This is a genomic window from Phytohabitans aurantiacus, from assembly GCF_027923225.1.
Taxonomy (GTDB): domain Bacteria; phylum Actinomycetota; class Actinomycetes; order Mycobacteriales; family Micromonosporaceae; genus Phytohabitans; species Phytohabitans aurantiacus.
Map to the genome: position 1 here is coordinate 24,627 of NZ_BSDI01000087.1, position 16,803 is coordinate 41,429.

Here is a 16,803-nt window from a genome sequence, read left to right on the forward strand (position 1 = left end):
ATCACACCCTTCTGCGGGGAGCATCGGCATGACCCCACCCTCCACACCGGGCTCCTCTCGTCCGGTCGGCATGCCAGCCGGCACGAGAGGTAACGGAGCGCGACCAAGTGACTACCCGCTGTCGGACCACGATGACGACGCCCTCGAAGACGACGGCGACCTCGTGACCAGCCCAGATCATGGCGCGGTCGCCGTATTCCAGGCGCCCAAGCCGGCGCGCGGCCGTCCCACGCCTCCACCTCCGCCGGGTGCCCGCCCGCGCAACGAGGTGGAGCACGCCGACATCGACTCGCCGTTCCTGGACCTCTTCGCCGGACCGGCCAGCCGCCCGTCGCCCGCACCGCCGGCACCCGTCGCCCCGCCCGCGGACGCCGCCAGCACCGCCACTCCGACCCGGACGCCGAGCCGCCAGACAACGGGGGAACGGACGCCAGCGGTACACGATGCTGATGGACCGGCGAACGCGTCGCCGACGCCCGCGCAGAAGGCGCGAAGCGGACGCCACGCGGCTCCGGATCCGGAACTGGCGGCCGCGAACCTGCCGGCGGTCCGCGAGTCGGAGCCCCCGGCTCCACGCCCGTCGGAAGCCCTCGCACCGCGGACGCCGGAAGCGTTGGCGCCGCGTGCCACCGACGCGCTGGCGCCACGAACAGCCGAATCGGCCACGCCGCGAACCGCCGAAGCGCTGGCGCCGCGAACCACCGAGTCCGTCACGCCACGGGCTGGTGAGTCAGTCACGTCGCGGGCCGGCGAGTCGGTCGCGTCGCGGGCCGGCGAGTCGCTGGCGCCGCGTCCGTCGGCGGAGCCCGCGCGGCAGGTCGAGCGGCGCCCGGAGCGGCGGCAGCGCCCGGAGGAGAAGGCGCCCGCGCGGCAGCCGCAGAAGAAGGCCGAACGCCGGTCGGAGCGGCGCCCGGCGCCGGTCAAGGCGCCGAAGATCAAGTTCTCTGACCGCGACCCGTCGGTGGATCTCGCGATCACCGAGATCGCCGGCCACCTGACCTTTACCCCCAACACCGTCACCGCCTGGTACTGGCTGCCCGAAGTGCGGTGGGCCTTCCGCCCGGACGCCGAGCGCGAGGCCCTGCTCTCCGCCATCTCCGAGCAGTACGCGGGTCTGGCTGGGTTCCGGTTGCACCTGCGCCGGACGACGCGCCCGTTCCCGGCCGACGAGTGGGCACGCACCGTCGACATGCACACGCCACACCCGCTGGGCGCGGCGACGGGCGGCAACTCGTGGTCGGATCACCTGGTCGCGGCGCAGCGCCACCTGCTTTCGGTGAACCACGCTGAGGGCCAGACCTATCTGGGAGTGACGTTCGCGCGGCGCAAGCTGGGCGATTCCCTCGCGGAACGGCTGCTGCGCGCCTTCGGGCGGGGCGTGGCCGAAGGCGAGCGGCGCAAGCTCGGCCGGACGGTGGAGCAGTTCGACGAGGTACTCGGCGCGTTCGGCATGCGCGGCCGCCAGGTCACGCCGCACGAGCTGGAATGGCTGCTGTACCGCTCCGTGGCGCTCTGCATGGCGCCGCCGACCGCACTCTCGCCGGTGACCGACGGGCGCTGGGAACGCGGCGACCTGCTCGCGATGACCGAGCAGATCGAGCGGTACCGGACGCCGTACGGCTCCACGGTGAAGCTGGTCAACAGGATGACCGGCGAGGAGCGGCACGTCGCCGTGCTGGCCGTCGGGCGCATGGAGCCGCTGGAGATTCCTGAGCGCCACGAGCCGTGGATGCATTTCCACGAGCGGCTGCCGTGGCCGATGGAGCTTTCGTCGCGGATCGACCTGCTGGGGCCCGGCGACTCGTTCAAGAACCTCGAGCACCGGCTGCGCATGATCCGCTCGCAGCAGCTCGACTACGCCGAGCACGGCATCGACGCTCCACCGGAGCTCGAAAGGCTCGCCAAGCGCGCCCTCGTCATCGGTGACGAAATGACCACCGGCCTGCCGGTGGAATCCGCACGGGCGCACGGCTGGCACCGCATCGCCGTGGGCGGTCGCACGCGCGAGGAGTGCCTGGAGCGGGCCCGCAGGCTCATCCAGCTGTACTCCCGAGAGCTGCGCATCTCCCTGCAGCACCCGAAGAATCAGGACTGGCTGGCGCGCGAGTTCATCCCCGGTGAGCCAATCGCCAACACCGGCTACATCCGGCGCATGCCCGTCAAGCTGCTCGCCGCCGCCCTTCCGCAGGCGGCGTCCACAGTGGGCGACCGGCGCGGCGACCTCATCGGCCGCACCGCCGGCACCTGCCGCCGGCCCGTCTTCCTCGACCTCCATTTCCCGATGGAAGTGCGGGAACGCTCAGGCTTGGCGGTTTTCGTCGCCGAGCCCGGTGGTGGAAAATCCACATTGCTGGGTGCGTTGGGCTATCTAGCCGCACGGCGTGGCGTACAGGTCACCCTGCTCGACCCGTCCGGCCCGCTGGCACGGCTCTGCTCCATGCCCGAGCTGCGGCCATACGCACGAGTGCTCAACCTCACCGGCTCCGAGCACGGCACCCTCGCACCGTATTCGCTGATCCCGACGCCCCTGCGCTCCGAGTTCGCCACCGGGGCATCCGGCGACCGCGAGTTCGAAATCGCCGTCTCCAACGCCCGCGCCGAGCGCAGAATGCTCGTGCAGGACATCTGTTCCATGCTGGTGCCGCCGCAGGTCGCCCGCGAGGCGTCGACGGCGACCCTCCTGCGTCACGCCGTCCGCCAGGTGCCCGCCGAAGAGACGTCCACACTGGACGATGTCGTAGCGTGCCTGCAGCAGCTCGACAACGACGAGGGCAAGGAACTCGCCAACCTGCTCCTCGACACCGCCGAGATGCCGCTAGCGCTACTCTTCTTCGGGCGCCCGCCAGAGGGCCTGCTCGGCGCCGACGCCGCACTGACCGTCATCACGATGGCAGGCTTGCGGCTGCCCGACCTGAAAATCGAGCGCGAGTACTGGTCAGCCGAGGAAGCCCTCGCACTGCCCATGCTGCACACCGCCCACCGCCTGGCCGTCCGCCGTTGCTACGGCGGCTCGATGTCCTCCCGCAAACTCGTAGGCTTGGACGAGGCACACTTCATGGAAGGCTGGCGCTCCGGCCGCTCCTTCCTGGTACGCCTCGCCCGCGACTCCCGAAAATGGAACCTGGCCGCGCTCGTGGCGTCGCAAAACCCCCGCGACATCCTCGGCCTGGACGTCCAGAACCTGGTCTCCACCGTCTTCGTCGGCCGTATCGCCGAAGACGTCGAGATCGCGTCCGAGGCGCTACGCCTTCTCCGCGTACCGGTCAACGACGGCTACGAGGCGACATTGGCTTCGTTGTCTAATGTGGACACTTCATCGGCTGCACGGCTGGGGTTCCGGGAGTTCGTCATGCGAGATGTAGACGGTCGAGTACAAAAAATACGGGTGGACGTGTCGTACGTCGAAGGACTGCTGGACCACCTCGACACGACGCCGGCGGCCGTAACCGCCACACAGTCCAACCTGCCCACCAGCAGCGACGACCTGGAGGTGTGAATGCGCCCTCGGTTGCGCTTCGCTCCGCGCGCGGTCGCGTTCTTTCTTGCGGTGTTCGTGGGGGCGGTCGCCTCGATCAGCTGGCCCGTCCAGCCCGCAACAGCCGCCCCCGTGCCTGCGCAGGCTCCGGGCGATCTCTGCTCCACCAAGGAGTGGCAAGCCGACTTCCGAGCCTGCGTAAACAAACTGGAAGCTGTCGTCGATGACGGTTCTAAATGTCGTGAAGCACCGAATCCAAGCACGCCAGATGCCGGCCTCGCAGGCTGGTTCGCGAGCCGGCCGGATTCCGCCAAACAGCCCGGTCCCAGAGGTCTCTATAGCGACTACGGCTACGCCGGTTATAGCTACAACACTTACGACCTGAAAACGGGATGCATATCCGGTATAACCAATCCCGAGTACAGATTCACGACAACTGTAGCCAACGGAGAGTTTATGATCGCGACAGCGATCATTGGAGCCTCAAACGCGTTACGGGAAATTGCCTGGAATCCCCAGTCAATGTGGGGCTGGGCGGACCCCCTCGTCGATCAGGCAACAAAAGCGATCTACGAGAAGGTGTTCAGCACCTTCGGCATCGTGACACTTTGCGTCGTTGGCCTCTATCTAATCTGGCGATCCCGTCAATCCGACATGAGCAACGCCATGACAACTGCCGGATGGGCGCTGTTTGTCATGATTGCGGTCACTGCAATTGCGGCCTGGCCAGTTCGGTCAGCGAACATTGCGGATTCAACGCTCGTCAGCACACTAGGTGTAGTTCACGATGCCGTCGGCCCCAGGGCCAGGGACGTACCTGCAGAACAATGCGACGACCCCACGCCCGGCGCTTGCACAGACAATCGACCACCCGCGGTTCGAGCAAGTGATACCGCGACAGAAACGATGCTTTATCGAAACTGGCTACGCGGCGTCCTTGGTTCCGCCGATAGCGAAACAGCCAAGAAGTATGGCCGAGCCCTTTATGACGCCAAGTCAATTACGTGGGAAGAAGCGGAAAAGCTCAGAGCTAACACGGCGACACGTCAAGCAACGATTGATGCCAAGAAACAACAATGGATGAAGGTCGCCAAGGCAATCGAGACCGAGGATCCGGAGGCGTACGAGTATCTCCAAGGCACCAAAGACATGGAGCGTATCGGTGCTGGGTTTATTGCCATGCTCGCTGCGATCTTGTTTGCGATGTTCGACCTTACGGCGTCGCTGCTCGTCCTGCTTGGTTTCTTGATATTCAGGTGGGCTGTCATCGCTGCGCCGATCCTTGGCACTGTCGGGCTCATGCGGCCGGCGAGCGCGGGGCTGCGGCGGCTGGCCAACGCGGTCGTGGCGGCTGTTTTCAACATCGCGATCTTTGGCACCGGCGCGGCCGTTTACCTGTTCGCGGTGGACCTCATCATGAGTACTCCCACTTTGCCGGGCTGGCTTCAGGTGGTGCTCGTCTGGCTGTGTGGTGTGGTCGGCTGGCTGCTGTTGCGCCCGTACCGCCGGATCACGCAGTTGGGCGGCAAGGACAGCACCGCTGCTGTGACGTCGGCCGGCTCGTGGCACCGGCGGTTCTTCCGTGACATGCGGGAAGCGGCCAAGCTCAACGTTTCCGAGCCCGGTGGTACTAGTGAGCCACAGGGTGGAAAGCGTCGCCAGGTCGTGGTCGAGCAGACCAGCCTGCGACCTGAGGCCCGCCATGAGGATCCCTCGCACGCCGCGACGAGTCGCCCAGATGGCCGTGAGCGGGACGACGAGGTGACTGGCGGCGCTGGGCCTTCTCGCCGGCCAGCGCCCTCACGCACGCGACGTCCGGTCGAGTGGTCGGAGCCTGATGTTCCGGAGAGTACGCCCTCCTATGCCATCTACCGGCCAGACGGGGAGCCGGCGACGGCACCGGCTCCAACGCCGCGGATACGCGCCGAAGCGAGGTGAATTAGCGTGCGTCGGGCCCTCCAGCTGATCGTCCGGGGATTCCTGCGATCGCGCGTTGGAGTGGCTCTGTTGCTAGCTGTCGTGGTGTTGGTGATCGTTGGTGCGGCGAATGTGTTCTCGAACTCGGCCGACATCGGGTCCGGGCTGGCCGGGGCGCCGGAGCAGCCGATCGTGACGGTCAGCCCGACCGTGCCCAACGATGGCCTTGCCTCGCCCCAGGTGGTGCCGTCACCCTACGTAAGTCCCGGCACGGCCGCCCCCGCGAAGGTGGCCAAGGCGTTCGCCCAGGCGTGGGTGGATCACCTCGATGTATCCGCGGACGACTGGTACGCGGGCTTGCTTCCACATTGCACGGAGAATCTGGCGGCAAAGCTGTCAGGCGTCGACCCTGCCGTCGTTCCAGCTGATCGCCTCACCGGTGATCCGACGGTGATCCCATACGCGGAGAACGTGGTCGACGTGGCCATTCCGGTGGATTCGGGCCGGCTGCGGCTGCGGCTCACCACAACGGACGGACGGTGGCTCGTCGACGGCGTGGATTGGGAGCGAGCGTGAGCGATGCGCTTTTGGCTGGTATCGACCGGCCGCGACGCCCTCGGCGCCGCATCGCTCTCGTGGTCGCCCTCGTCGGCGCTCTGGCGCTGCTCTGCTGCGGTGGTGGCGTGAGCTCCTACTTTCTCACCGAGCTCGCTGGCGAAGACGACAACCTTCTCAACAACGCCTTCGGGTGCGGCGAAAACGGCCTCGTCGATACCAACGGCAAAATCAGCAGCATCGGTCCGTACGGCGAAGAGCAGATCCGCAACGCGGCCGCCATCATCAAGGTGGGTGCGGAAATGCGCGTACCGTTTCGCGGTTGGGTGATCGCGGTTGCCACCGCGATGCAGGAGTCCGCGCTTTCGAACCTTGGGCATCTGGGTGCTCGCAACGACCACGACTCGGTCGGCCTGTTCCAGCAGCGGCCCAGCCAAGGCTGGGGAACGGCGCGCCAGATCCAGGATCCTGAGTACGCCGCGCGCAAGTTCTACCAGAAGCTTCTCACCGTCAAAGGCTGGGAGCGGATGGCGCTGACCGACGCCGCACAGAAGGTACAGATCAGCGCATTTCCGGACGCGTACGCGAAGCATGAGCCGCTCGCGACCCAAATCGTGAACGCGCTCACCGGCGGCGCCGGACGTGCCGCCGGCAACAGCACCACCGCGCGGTGTGCCGGGGCCGGTGAGATCGCCGCCTCCGGATGGACGCTCCCGGTTCGTGCGCTTGTCGTCTCCGGCTTCCGTACCGCCGAACGGCCCGACCACGACGGTGTCGATCTGGGGGCGAGCCGGTACACGCCGATCCGCGCGGCCGCCGCGGGACAGGTGATCACCGCAGCCTGCGACGTCGACCGGTCCGGCCGGCTGTGCAACCGTGACGGGTCACCATCCACGCCAGGGTGTGGCTGGTACGTCAAGATCCGCCATGCGGGCGACTTCGTCACCATGTACTGCCACATGGTGACGCGGCCAAAGGTCCGGGTTGGTCAAATGGTCGCCGCGGGTGAGGAGATCGGCGTCGTGGGAACGAGTGGACATTCATCGGGACCTCACCTGCATTTCGAGGTGTACGACCCGCGCGAGGGTGATGAGGTCGATCCGGCGAAGTTCATGCGGGAGAACGGCGCGCCGCTCGGTGGAAAGCCGTGAGCCGCGAACCGATGCCGGACGCATTCGGTGGACAGTCTGGCTGGGCGCCGCAGCCGCCGCGGTCGATAGTTCCTACGCCAGCGGCCACCCGAGAGGATTTGCGAGGGCGGCGCGTCATTGTCGGGTTGCCCGGATTCGGGTGGCGGGGTGATCTGCGGGCCGATGAAAAGGTGGTCCAGGGAAGTCGCACCTATGTTCCGGTGATTCCCGAGCATGAGTGGTACAAGGCGGAGGCGGAACAGATCGAGGTGTTCGCGCCGTTGGTGCCGGTTGATCGGGTGTGGGTGGAGGTGCTTGCTTCTCTCGACCAGCCGCTGCCGGATGTGGTCTCACGGTTGGTTTCGCTGGATGCGCCGCCGCGGCGGGAGGCTGTGCCGATCGCCGATGGGATTCGGGTTACTGGGCGGCGGGTTGTGCAGGTGGTTGATGGGGTGGAGCGGCGCGATCTGCGGGCGGTTACTGAGATGTATGCGAGTGCGGATGGGGATGTTTGTCTGCGGGTTGCTACGGAGTTGGAATGGTATCGGTGGGGTTGGAGTGGTCAGTCTCCGCGGACTCTGGAGATCTCAACCAACCTCCTGTGGCTCGAGTGATCTACACCTTAGCCGCCGAACAAACCCGCCACCCGCTTTCGTCCACGGTTCGAAATTCCCAAGTCTCAACCCGTCGGGCACGAGCCTGGCCGTCGGCAAAACTGGCGACGGTCAAATCTGTACGAACGAGGCGCGCCTGATCACCAGCCTCCGAAACTGACAATGATCCCCAGGTCAGCTGTACCGAAACGTTAAAATCCTTCTCGCGTCGGTCTATCTCAGAACGTAACGCCGCTACAGATTCAAGACTCGGCTGACCGCATACATACTGTTCTGCCCGAACCTGGTTGCGGTCGACTAGGTAGGCGCGGAGATAGTTGTCTACGGCTACGTCGGGGGCGGAGCGGTCTGGTTCGGTGGCTTCGCGGTAGGCGACGAAAACGACCCCCGCTCCCCCGAGACAGAGCAGCGCCACCAACCCACCCACCATCATCAACACGAGCCGCCCCTTCCGCACACGAGGGGCGGGCGCGCTACGACCGGGCTGCTGGGCTGCGTCCACACATCGAGGTTATCGGTTCCACGCACCGCCGCCATAATGTCTCAAATCAGACATCGAACGGCATTGCCGACGGTAAACGGCGGCGCGTGCGCGAAGATGCCAGCCGGCTGGGATACCGTCTCACTCCAAAGGAGGTGGACGGCGTGGCGAGCGCGAGGGCACGTATCAGCCAGGCCGCCGCACTGCATCGTCAGGCTGCCGCCACCGCCACCGCTGCCGCTGCCGCGCTCGAGTCCTTCCGGCCCGCTCCGCCCGATCAGCGCGAGCAGCACGATCTCGCCGAGCGCCTCCGGGCGGCTGCGGCCGTGCTGGTTCCAGGGTGGTTGGGCGCGCCCTTGGACGCCCAATCGGAGGACACTCCGCTGGGCGGGCCGCGGCAGCCGCAGTTCGTGCGGGTGGGCACCGCGCAGCCGCTTGACGATGCCCGGTTCCCGGCGATCGTGCCGTTGCTGGGCACCGGCCATCTCACGATCGACGCCGACGCTCGTGATCCACGCGTCGCTGGCCTGCTGCGGGCGGTACTGCTGCGCCTGCTCGCCGCGGCGCCGGCCGGGTCGTTGCTGGTCCGGGCGATCGACGCGGCGGGCGCGGGGTTGGTGTTCGCGCCTTTCGCGCCGCTCGCGGACGCCGGCCTGATGCCGCCGCCGGTCACCGACCGCACGGGCCTGCGCGCCGTTCTGGCGGAGGCGGAGCAATGGGTACGCCCAGCACGGCCGGCCACGGCTCGATACGCGCGGCGCGACCGCACTCTGCTGCTCGCGATCGCCAGCCTGCCGGAGTTGACGGAGGGCGCCGATCTGGCCCGGATCGCGGCGTTGGCGCAGCACGGCCCCGAGGCCGGGTTGCACTTGGTGGTCGCCGGGTGGCCACCGCCGCCGCTGACCGCCGAGACCACCCAGCAGCCTCTGCCGCGCGCCACGATGATCGCCTTGCGCAACCCGTACGCGCTGGTCAGCGACCCGCCGGGCGCCTCGTTCAGCAATCCCACGCCGTCGACTCCCGCGAACGGCCTCAACGCCCCCGTCTTCCTCGACGACGATCCGCCCCCGCACCTGTTCGAGCGGGTGTGCAGCGAGTTGTCGGAGCGTTCCGCCGCGAGCGCCCGCCTGCGGCTCAGCGACTTGTTGGCTGAGGACAGCGAAGGGTTGTGGGCCGAGGAGTCGGTGGATGGCCTGGCCACCACGGTCGGCTTCGACAACGACACTCCGGTGACGGTCCAGTTCAACGACTTGACTCCACACTGGATGATCGGCGGCCGGTCGGGTGCCGGTAAGACGGCTTTCCTCGTCAACGTGCTGTACGGGCTCTGTTCCCGGTACGCGCCTAGTGAGCTCGCCCTGTACCTGCTTGATTTCAAGGAGGGCGTCTCCTTCGCGGAGTTCGTGCCGAGCGAGCGTGACCGCACCTGGCTGCCGCACGCGCGAGCGGTCGGCATCGAGTCCGACCGGGAGTACGGCCTGGCGGTGCTGCGCGAGCTGGACGCCGAGATGACCCGCCGCTCGGTGGCGTACAAGAAGGCGGGCGTGACGCGCTTCGCCGACCTGCGCGAGCACCACGGGTTGCCGCGGATCATCTGTGTGATCGACGAGTTCCAGGTGTTGTTGACGGGTTCCGGGCCGCTGACCGCCGAGGCGGTGAGCCTGCTGGAGTCGCTGGCGAGGAAGGGCCGCTCGTACGGCATCCACCTGATCCTGTCGAGCCAGACCGCGCTGGGCGTCGAGGCCCTGTACGACAAGCGCGACTCGATCTTTGGGCAGTTCCCCGTCAGAGTGGCCCTGCCTGGCGGCGGCGACGTGCTGGAGCCCACCAACGACGCCGCCGCCGGCCTGCCGCTGGGCACCGCCGTGGTCAACACAGCGGGCGGGTTGGGCGGTCCACGCGGCGCGACCCGCGGTCACGAACGCACCGTCCGGTTCCCCGATCCACACAGCGACAAGGCGGAGCTGGCGGCGATACGCCACAAGCTGTGGGAGGAGCGCGACAAGGCCGGGAAGCCACCGAAGATCTTCGCCGGCTACGCCCACCAGTACCTCGACGACGATCCCACGTACCGTGCGGTGCTCAAGGGCGCCGGCGGCCGGCCAACCGCGCTGGTGGGGCGAACCATCGACGTATCGCTGTCGAGTGCGGCGTTCCCGCTCGACAGTTCGCCCGGCCGTCACCTGGCGGTACTCGGTCCCAGCGCGCTCGGAGCCGATGTGCTGGACGCGGCCGCGCGCAGCGTGGCGGCCTATCACGCGCCGGGAAGCGCACGGTTCGTGATCGCCTCGTTGGTCGCCGACGGCGACGAGTTGGCGAGCGCGCTGGCGGACGACCTCGCTCGCCGGCACACCGCGGAACGGGTCGACGGCGCCCGGCTGGGCAAAGCGCTGGACAGCGACGAGCCGGGGTACCTGGTGGTCTTCGGGATGGACGCGATCAGCCGTGGCGGGCTGCCCACCGACCGGCTGCGGCACCTGTTGCGCGAAGGGCCGGGCCAGGGGCTGCACCTGCTGTCGTGGTGGCGCAGCCTGCGGCGGTTCACCGAAGAGGTGGGCGGCAGCGCGGCACGCGAAGACGTCGCCGGTCTGGTGTTCCTCAACGTGCCCGGCAACGACGTGTCGCTGCTCCTCGGCCAGCAGGTCGACTGGCAGCACCGGCCCAATCGAGCCCTCATGTACGACCGGCACGCCGACCGCACCACCGTGATCGTCCCGTACGTACGCCCGGAGCGAGACACATGAAAAGCCCGGAGCGGAAGACGAACGGCGTGGACGGAAACGACGCCTGGGACGACTATGTCGCGGCGGCCCGCCGTCTCGACGCGGTGCGCCGGGGCGCGGCCACCGCCGCCAGCGAGCAGGCGCAGGCCGCTCACCGCGCGCGCGAGGAGCTGTCGGCGCTGCGCGCCCGGCTGGGCGTTGAGCGCGGCCGTTTGCTCCAGATGGGGGTACCGGAGGCGGAGCTCTCGCCGTCACCGTCCGAGGTGTCGCTCGCGGCCCAGGCGATGGCTGGTGGTCCGGTACCGGTGCGTGCCTCCCTGGAGAGCGCCCGCGCGGTCGTGACCGGGGCGGCTCAGCTGGCCGTTCAGCAGGGCACGGCACGCGGCGAGACGCCGGTGTGGCTGCGTAACCTCATGGTGTACGGGCCGTTCGGCTTCGTCGTGTTGATCGTCCAGGTGGCCCTGTACGCCACGGCCGGCACCGAGTTGCCGCTGTTCGCCGTGCTGTGCGGGCTGACCATGCCGGCGGCGGCGTTCGGGCTGAGCTGGCTGACGATCGGCTGGTCGTTCGACCGGTCGCCGGAGGGCACAGTGGACCGTACGCCACTGCTCGGCATCGCGGTCTGCTTCGCGCCGGTACTGGTGACGTGCATGGGCGTGGGCCTGCTCAGCCTGTTCAACTAGGGGTAAGCGAATGGCGAATGTGGAAGAGGTCAAGGCGCACGTGGCGGCCTCGGTCGACCAGACCCACCGGGCGGTGACCGCGCTACGCGGGGTGTCCGACCAGCTCGACGAGGCGCTGGCACGGTTGCGGCTGACCGCCGTGGGTTCGGTCCATCCGACGGTGCTCGACGCGATCTCGCGGCTGGAGCAGGCGAAGAACCGCCTCGACGAGGCGCAGACCCTTGCTCGCGGCGCGATCGACTCCGCCGACCGCTATCGCCTCACTGTCTGAACGAACAGTCAGCCGATGATGAGGCTCATCGCCTCGGCGCGCGACTTGGCGTCGCGCTGAAGGATGCCGCGCACCGCCGACGTGATGGTCTTGCTGCCGGCCTTCTGGATGCCCCGCATCGCCATGCACATGTGCTCGCACTCCAGTACGGCGATGACTCCGCGCGGCTCGAGCTTGGCCATCAGCAGGTCGGCGATCTGAGCGGTGAGGCGCTCTTGCACCTGTGGACGGCGGGCGTAGACCTCGACCAGGCGGGCGAGCTTCGACAGGCCGGTGATGCGACCATGTTCGCCGGGGATGTAGCCGATGTGTGCGACGCCCCGGAACGGCAGCAGATGGTGCTCGCAGAGGCTCATCACCTCGATGTCGCGCACCAGTACCAGTTCTTCGTGGTCGGCCTCGAACGACGTGGTGAGCACCTTGGCGGGGTCGACCCTCAGCCCTGCGAACAGCTCGGCGTAGGCGCGCGCCACTCGGGCCGGCGTGCGGATGAGCCCGTCGCGGTCGGGGTCTTCGCCGACCGCGATGAGGATCTCGCGAACCGCCTTCTCGATGCGTGCCAGGTCGACGGCGTGCTCGACCGGGGTGCCGGTCAGCTTGCCGTCGACCAGTCGCGCGGCGAGATAGTCAAGGGCGTCGTCACCGTCGCCGTTCGGCTCCGTCGACGACGCCCCTGGGTACGCCTCGGTGCTCAGTGGACGCCGTCCGAGTTGGCCGACGAACCGCCCACGGTCGCCTCGGCCCCATCGGCTCGCGCCTGCGCCTGCAGCGCCTCCTTCTCCGACGGTGTGAGCACCGGCGGCTCGGTGGAGGGCTGGCGCTTGCCGAAGCCGTTGTACGGCGCCATCGGCGGCCGCTTGACGACGCGGGCGCAGACGCGGGCCATGTCGGTCTGGGAGAGAGTCTCCCGCTCCATCAGCTCCAGCACGATGTTGTCGAGCACGTCGCGGTACTCGACAAGGATCTCCCACGCTTCGTCGTGCGCCAGCTCGATGAGCGCGCGCACCTCGCCGTCGATCTCGGCGGCGACCGAGTCGGAGTAGTCCCGCTCGTGCCCCATGGTGCGCCCGAGGAACGGCTCGTCGCCGCTGGTGCCGTACTTGACCGCACCGAGCTTCGAGCTCATGCCGTACTGGGTCACCATGGCCCGCGCGAGCGCGCTGGCCTTTTCGATGTCGTTGCCGGCACCGGTGGTGGGCTCGTGGAAGACCAGTTCCTCCGCCGCCCGGCCGCCCAGCGCGTACGCCAGCGTGTCGATCATCTCGGCGCGGGTCTGGGTGTACTTGTCTTCGGTCGGCAGGACAAGCGTGTGGCCCAGCGACCGGCCGCGGGACAGGATCGTCACCTTGTGCACCGGCGCGGAGTGCGGCAGCGCGTACGCCACCAGCGCGTGCCCGCCCTCGTGGTACGCGGTGATCTTCTTCTCGTGGTCGCTCATCACGCGGGTGCGCCGTTGCGGGCCGGCGACCACGCGGTCGATCGACTCTTCGAGGTTGTCGTTGGTGATCGCCCGCTTGTTGTGCCGGGCGGTCAGCAGCGCTGCCTCGTTGATGACGTTGGCCAGGTCGGCACCGGTGAAGCCGGGCGTGCGCCGGGCCACCGCGTCGAGGTCGACGTCGGGGGTGAACGGCTTGCCCTTGGCGTGTACCCGGAGGATGGCCTTGCGGCCCTCCATGTCGGGGGTGTCGACGGCGATCTGGCGGTCGAAGCGGCCCGGGCGCAGCAGCGCCGGGTCGAGGATGTCCGGCCGGTTGGTGGCGGCGATCAGGATGACGCCGCCCTTGGTGTCGAAGCCGTCCATCTCGACGAGGAGCTGGTTGAGCGTCTGCTCGCGCTCGTCGTGGCCGCCGCCCATGCCGGCGCCGCGGTGCCGGCCGACGGCGTCGATCTCGTCGACGAAGACGATGGCGGGCGCGTTGGCCTTGGCCTGCTCGAAGAGGTCGCGGACCCGGGAGGCACCCACGCCGACGAACATCTCGACGAAGTCCGAACCGGAGATCGAGTAGAACGGCACGCCTGCCTCGCCGGCGACCGCGCGGGCGAGCAGCGTCTTACCGGTACCGGGCGGGCCGAAGAGCAGCACGCCCTTCGGGATCTTCGCGCCGAGCGCCTGGTACTTCGCCGGGTTCTGCAGGAAGTCCTTGATCTCGTGGAGCTCCTCGACGGCCTCGTCGGCACCGGCCACGTCCGCGAAGGTGGTCTTCGGCGTGTCCTTGGTGATCATCTTCGCCTTGGACTTGCCGAAGTTGAGCACCCGGGAGCCGCCGCCCTGCATCTGCGACATGAACAGCAGCAGGAGGATCACCAGTACCGCGATGGGCAGCAGGTTGACCAGCAGGGTGAGGAAGACGCTGTCTTCGGAGACCTCGGTGGTGACCGGACCGGTGACCCGGCCGGCGCTCTGGGCGTCCTGGACGTCGCTCCAGATCTCGGCGCCCACCTCGTAGGGGAACTGCGCCTGGATCTTGTCGGTCTTGGTGTCGCCGAACTGCTCAGGGCCACTCAGGTCAAGTTGGAGCGTCTGCTCCTTGTCTTTGAAGACGACCTTCTTGATGTTGCCCTTGTTGTTGAGCTGGTCGAGGGCGACCGATGTATCGACCTTGTGGTAGCTGGGACCACTGGTGAAGAAGGAGCTGAGCGCTATCGCTCCGATGATCACCAGGATGATCCAGACCACCGGTCGGCGGAAGAAACGCGTACGTTCCATACTGTTATCGAGCGCTGCGGCGCCCGGATCCTCCTGATCGACGTCCTGACCGTCTGGTTTGCCCGACAGACCATGCCATCGGTCATTCGAAGGTACACCCCACGTGGCCGCCCGCGGTCCTCGGATGCGGCAGCCCCCATTCAATCCCGGCAAATAGGGCGTCCCAGAAAGCGGGATGCCCACATCCGCGCAGGTCGCAGCGCTTTCTGAGAGTACGCTGTGGGTTCTATCGAACTACTGTTTCCGCAGCATACTCACGCGCGGGCGTACACCTCGGGCTTGAGGACGCCGACGTACGGCAGTTCGCGGTAGCGCTCGGCGAAGTCGAGCCCGTAGCCGACGACGAACTCCTTCGGGATGTCGAATCCCACGTACTTCACCGCCACCGGCACCTTGACCGCCTCCGGCTTGCGGAACAGCGCCACCACCTCGACGCTCGCCGCCGAGCGGGACGCCAGGTACTTCAGCAGCCACGAGAGAGTCAGCCCGGAGTCGACGATGTCTTCCACGACGACGACGTGCCGGCCGGCGATGTCGCGGTCGAGGTCTTTGAGGATGCGTACCACCCCGGACGAGGTGGCTCCCTGGCCGTAGGAGGACACGGCCATGAACTCCAACTCGATGGCCGGACCGTGCCGGCCGAGCGCGCGGGCGAAGTCGGCCATGAACATGACCGCGCCCTTCAGCACGCAGACCAGCAGGAGCCCGCCTTCGACCGTGGCGTGGTCGGCGGACACCTGCTTGGCGAGTTCTTCGATCTTTTCGCGGATCTGCGCTTCGGTGATGATCACGTGATCGATGTCGGCGTCGTACCAGGAGCCGTCAGCCATGCTCTAAGCCTGCCGTACGCGGGTTTCGGCACGTCGCCGGGGGCGGAAACTCGGCAGGTCAGGACATGCGGGGGCGGGAACGCCTCCGTCCGCCTTCAGACGGCTTCCAGTCGGCGGAGTCGCGGCTGTCCTTGGTCCAACCGAACAGCGAGGCGAGGGCGAGGAATACGAAAAACAGCAGGAAAACGAGGAGTTCCATGGCGGCACAACCTTCTTGATCGAGTGTCTTTTTGAGGTTCGCCGCCGGTGCGCACCGGACGTCTGTATCTAGTTTCCGCCGGACGTCACCGCACTGACAGTGGCAGAAATGCCATCACCCCTAAAAATCCTGCCAAGCCTGCGCTACGCTGGTGGCATGCTTCACAAAGTCGCCGTCATCGTGTTCGACGGGGTCGCCGCGTTCGAGCTCGGCGTGCTCTGCGAGGTCTTCGGCACCGACCGCACGGCCGACGGTTTTCCCGGTTACCGCTTCGACCTGTGCAGCGCCGACGGCAAGCCGGTGCGCTGCAAGTCCGGCTTCGAGATCTCGCCCGGTGCCGACCTCACGCCGGTCGAAGACGCCGACCTCGTCGCCGTCCCCGCGCACGCCGACGACGCCTTCGTGCCCGACTCGGTGCTGGAGGCGATCAAGCGCGCCAGCGACCGTGGTGCGTACATCTTCAGTGTCTGCTCCGGCGCGTACGTGCTCGGCGAGGCTGGCCTGCTCGACGGGCGCGAGTGCACCACCCACTGGAAGCACGTCGACGGGCTCCAGGAGCGGTTCCCCAAGGCGCGGGTTCACTGCGACATGCTGTACGTGCAGGACGGCAACCTACTCACCAGCGCCGGCACGGCGGCCGGCATCGACGCGGCGCTGCACCTCGTGCGGCAGGAGCACGGCTCGGCGTTCGCCACCAAGCTCGCCCGGCGGATGGTCGTGCCGCCACACCGCGACGGCGGCCAGGCCCAGTTCGTCGAGGCCCCGATAGCGAAGACCCCGCAGGCGCCCACGCTCGAACCCGTGCTGACCTGGCTGATCAGCAGCCTCGACCACCCGGTGACCGTGGAGGAGATGGCGGCCAAGGCCCACATGGCGCCGCGCACGTTCGCCCGGCGGTTCCGGGCCGAGACCGGCACGACCCCGCACGACTGGATCACCAACCAGCGCGTGCTGCTGGCCCGGCAGCTGCTCGAAGACACCGAGCTGAGCGTCGAGGCGATCGCCACGCGGGCCGGCTTCGGCGATGCCGCCACGATGCGGCACCACTTCACCAAGCGCGTGAAGGCGACCCCGCAGGCGTACCGCGCGACGTTCCGCGACCGAGCCGCCTAACCAGCCGCCACCTAGATGATCGATTCCAAGGGGTCAGTGGTCGTAGGCGGTCAGGGATCGCATGATCGGTTGGCCGGTGTGCCAGTTGTGCCAGATCGCTGCGGT

The 16,803-nt window shown here is 67.8% G+C and carries 14 protein-coding genes; 9 read left to right on the forward strand and 5 right to left on the reverse strand.

Features of this window, described 5'->3' with window-relative positions; translation table 11 throughout:
- Positions 1-28: 28 nt before the first annotated feature.
- The 5 genes from QMG73_RS43835 to QMG73_RS43855 all read left to right on the forward strand — a co-directional run bounded on the left by QMG73_RS43835 (position 29) and on the right by QMG73_RS43855 (position 7,691).
- Positions 29-3,496 (forward strand): ATP-binding protein, encoded by a 3,468-nt coding sequence (locus tag QMG73_RS43835; RefSeq protein ID WP_281905794.1) that lies wholly within the window; start codon positions 29-31, stop codon positions 3,494-3,496.
- Complete coding sequence (locus tag QMG73_RS43840) at positions 3,497-5,413, forward strand: MFS transporter (protein WP_281905796.1); 1,917 nt, start codon at positions 3,497-3,499, stop codon at positions 5,411-5,413.
- Between the two features lie 84 nt (positions 5,414-5,497).
- The gene (locus QMG73_RS43845) at positions 5,498-5,968 is read left to right on the forward strand and encodes a hypothetical protein (protein ID WP_281905798.1); all 471 of its coding nucleotides are present in this window, start codon (positions 5,498-5,500) and stop codon (positions 5,966-5,968) included.
- Positions 5,969-5,979: 11 nt separating this feature from the next.
- Positions 5,980-7,098, forward strand: a complete 1,119-nt coding sequence (locus tag QMG73_RS43850; RefSeq protein WP_407676947.1) for a M23 family metallopeptidase — start codon at positions 5,980-5,982, stop codon at positions 7,096-7,098.
- 11 nt (positions 7,099-7,109) lie between these two features.
- Positions 7,110-7,691 (forward strand): hypothetical protein, encoded by a 582-nt coding sequence (locus QMG73_RS43855; protein WP_281905820.1) that lies wholly within the window; start codon positions 7,110-7,112, stop codon positions 7,689-7,691.
- A gap of 1 nt (position 7,692) precedes the next feature.
- Here QMG73_RS43855 and QMG73_RS43860 read toward each other — a convergent pair whose 3' ends face one another.
- A complete protein-coding gene (locus tag QMG73_RS43860) occupies positions 7,693-8,130 on the reverse strand; it encodes a hypothetical protein (protein WP_281905801.1) in 438 nt (145 codons plus the stop codon).
- Positions 8,131-8,327: 197 nt separating this feature from the next.
- Here QMG73_RS43860 and QMG73_RS43865 point away from each other — a divergent pair, with 197 nt between their 5' ends.
- From QMG73_RS43865 to QMG73_RS43875, 3 genes are read left to right on the forward strand one after another with little or no spacing between them, the layout of a single operon-like run.
- Positions 8,328-10,916, forward strand: coding sequence for an FtsK/SpoIIIE domain-containing protein (locus QMG73_RS43865; protein ID WP_281905822.1), 2,589 nt, complete (start codon positions 8,328-8,330; stop codon positions 10,914-10,916).
- The gene (locus tag QMG73_RS43870) at positions 10,913-11,578 is read left to right on the forward strand and encodes a hypothetical protein (protein ID WP_281905804.1); all 666 of its coding nucleotides are present in this window, start codon (positions 10,913-10,915) and stop codon (positions 11,576-11,578) included. Before QMG73_RS43865 ends, QMG73_RS43870 begins: the two co-directional genes overlap by 4 nt.
- 10 nt (positions 11,579-11,588) lie before the next feature.
- Positions 11,589-11,849 carry a hypothetical protein gene (locus QMG73_RS43875; RefSeq protein WP_281905806.1) on the forward strand — a complete coding sequence of 87 codons (261 nt, stop codon included), beginning with the start codon at positions 11,589-11,591 and terminating at the stop codon, positions 11,847-11,849.
- Between the two features lie 8 nt (positions 11,850-11,857).
- On the opposite strand, the gene folE is transcribed toward QMG73_RS43875, so the two are convergent.
- The 4 genes from folE to QMG73_RS43895 form a co-directional block, all read right to left on the reverse strand.
- The gene (gene folE / locus QMG73_RS43880; RefSeq protein ID WP_281905830.1) at positions 11,858-12,544 is read right to left on the reverse strand and encodes a GTP cyclohydrolase I FolE; all 687 of its coding nucleotides are present in this window, start codon (positions 12,542-12,544) and stop codon (positions 11,858-11,860) included.
- The gene (gene ftsH / locus QMG73_RS43885) at positions 12,541-14,556 is read right to left on the reverse strand and encodes an ATP-dependent zinc metalloprotease FtsH (RefSeq protein ID WP_281905807.1); all 2,016 of its coding nucleotides are present in this window, start codon (positions 14,554-14,556) and stop codon (positions 12,541-12,543) included. The genes folE and ftsH overlap by 4 nt, the downstream gene beginning before the upstream one ends.
- A gap of 254 nt (positions 14,557-14,810) precedes the next feature.
- Positions 14,811-15,386 (reverse strand): hypoxanthine phosphoribosyltransferase, encoded by a 576-nt coding sequence (gene hpt / locus QMG73_RS43890; protein ID WP_281905809.1) that lies wholly within the window; start codon positions 15,384-15,386, stop codon positions 14,811-14,813.
- 58 nt (positions 15,387-15,444) lie between these two features.
- Positions 15,445-15,585: a hypothetical protein gene (locus tag QMG73_RS43895; RefSeq protein WP_281905811.1), complete on the reverse strand. Its 141-nt coding sequence runs from the start codon at positions 15,583-15,585 to the stop codon at positions 15,445-15,447.
- Positions 15,586-15,741: 156 nt separating this feature from the next.
- On the opposite strand from QMG73_RS43895, the gene QMG73_RS43900 reads away from it, so the two are divergent.
- Positions 15,742-16,698, forward strand: coding sequence for a GlxA family transcriptional regulator (locus QMG73_RS43900; RefSeq protein ID WP_281905813.1), 957 nt, complete (start codon positions 15,742-15,744; stop codon positions 16,696-16,698).
- Positions 16,699-16,803: the final 105 nt, after the last annotated feature.

Coding starts and splice junctions, on each gene's coding strand:
- QMG73_RS43835 (WP_281905794.1), top strand. CDS start 29: ATGACCCCACCCTCCACACCGGGCTCCTCTCGTCCGGTCGGCATGCCA.
- QMG73_RS43840 (WP_281905796.1), top strand. CDS start 3,497: ATGCGCCCTCGGTTGCGCTTCGCTCCGCGCGCGGTCGCGTTCTTTCTT.
- QMG73_RS43855 (WP_281905820.1), top strand. CDS start 7,110: ATGCCGGACGCATTCGGTGGACAGTCTGGCTGGGCGCCGCAGCCGCCG.
- QMG73_RS43870 (WP_281905804.1), top strand. CDS start 10,913: ATGAAAAGCCCGGAGCGGAAGACGAACGGCGTGGACGGAAACGACGCC.
- QMG73_RS43875 (WP_281905806.1), top strand. CDS start 11,589: ATGGCGAATGTGGAAGAGGTCAAGGCGCACGTGGCGGCCTCGGTCGAC.
- ftsH (WP_281905807.1), bottom strand. CDS start 14,556: ATGGAACGTACGCGTTTCTTCCGCCGACCGGTGGTCTGGATCATCCTG.
- hpt (WP_281905809.1), bottom strand. CDS start 15,386: ATGGCTGACGGCTCCTGGTACGACGCCGACATCGATCACGTGATCATC.
- QMG73_RS43895 (WP_281905811.1), bottom strand. CDS start 15,585: ATGGAACTCCTCGTTTTCCTGCTGTTTTTCGTATTCCTCGCCCTCGCC.
- QMG73_RS43900 (WP_281905813.1), top strand. CDS start 15,742: ATGCTTCACAAAGTCGCCGTCATCGTGTTCGACGGGGTCGCCGCGTTC.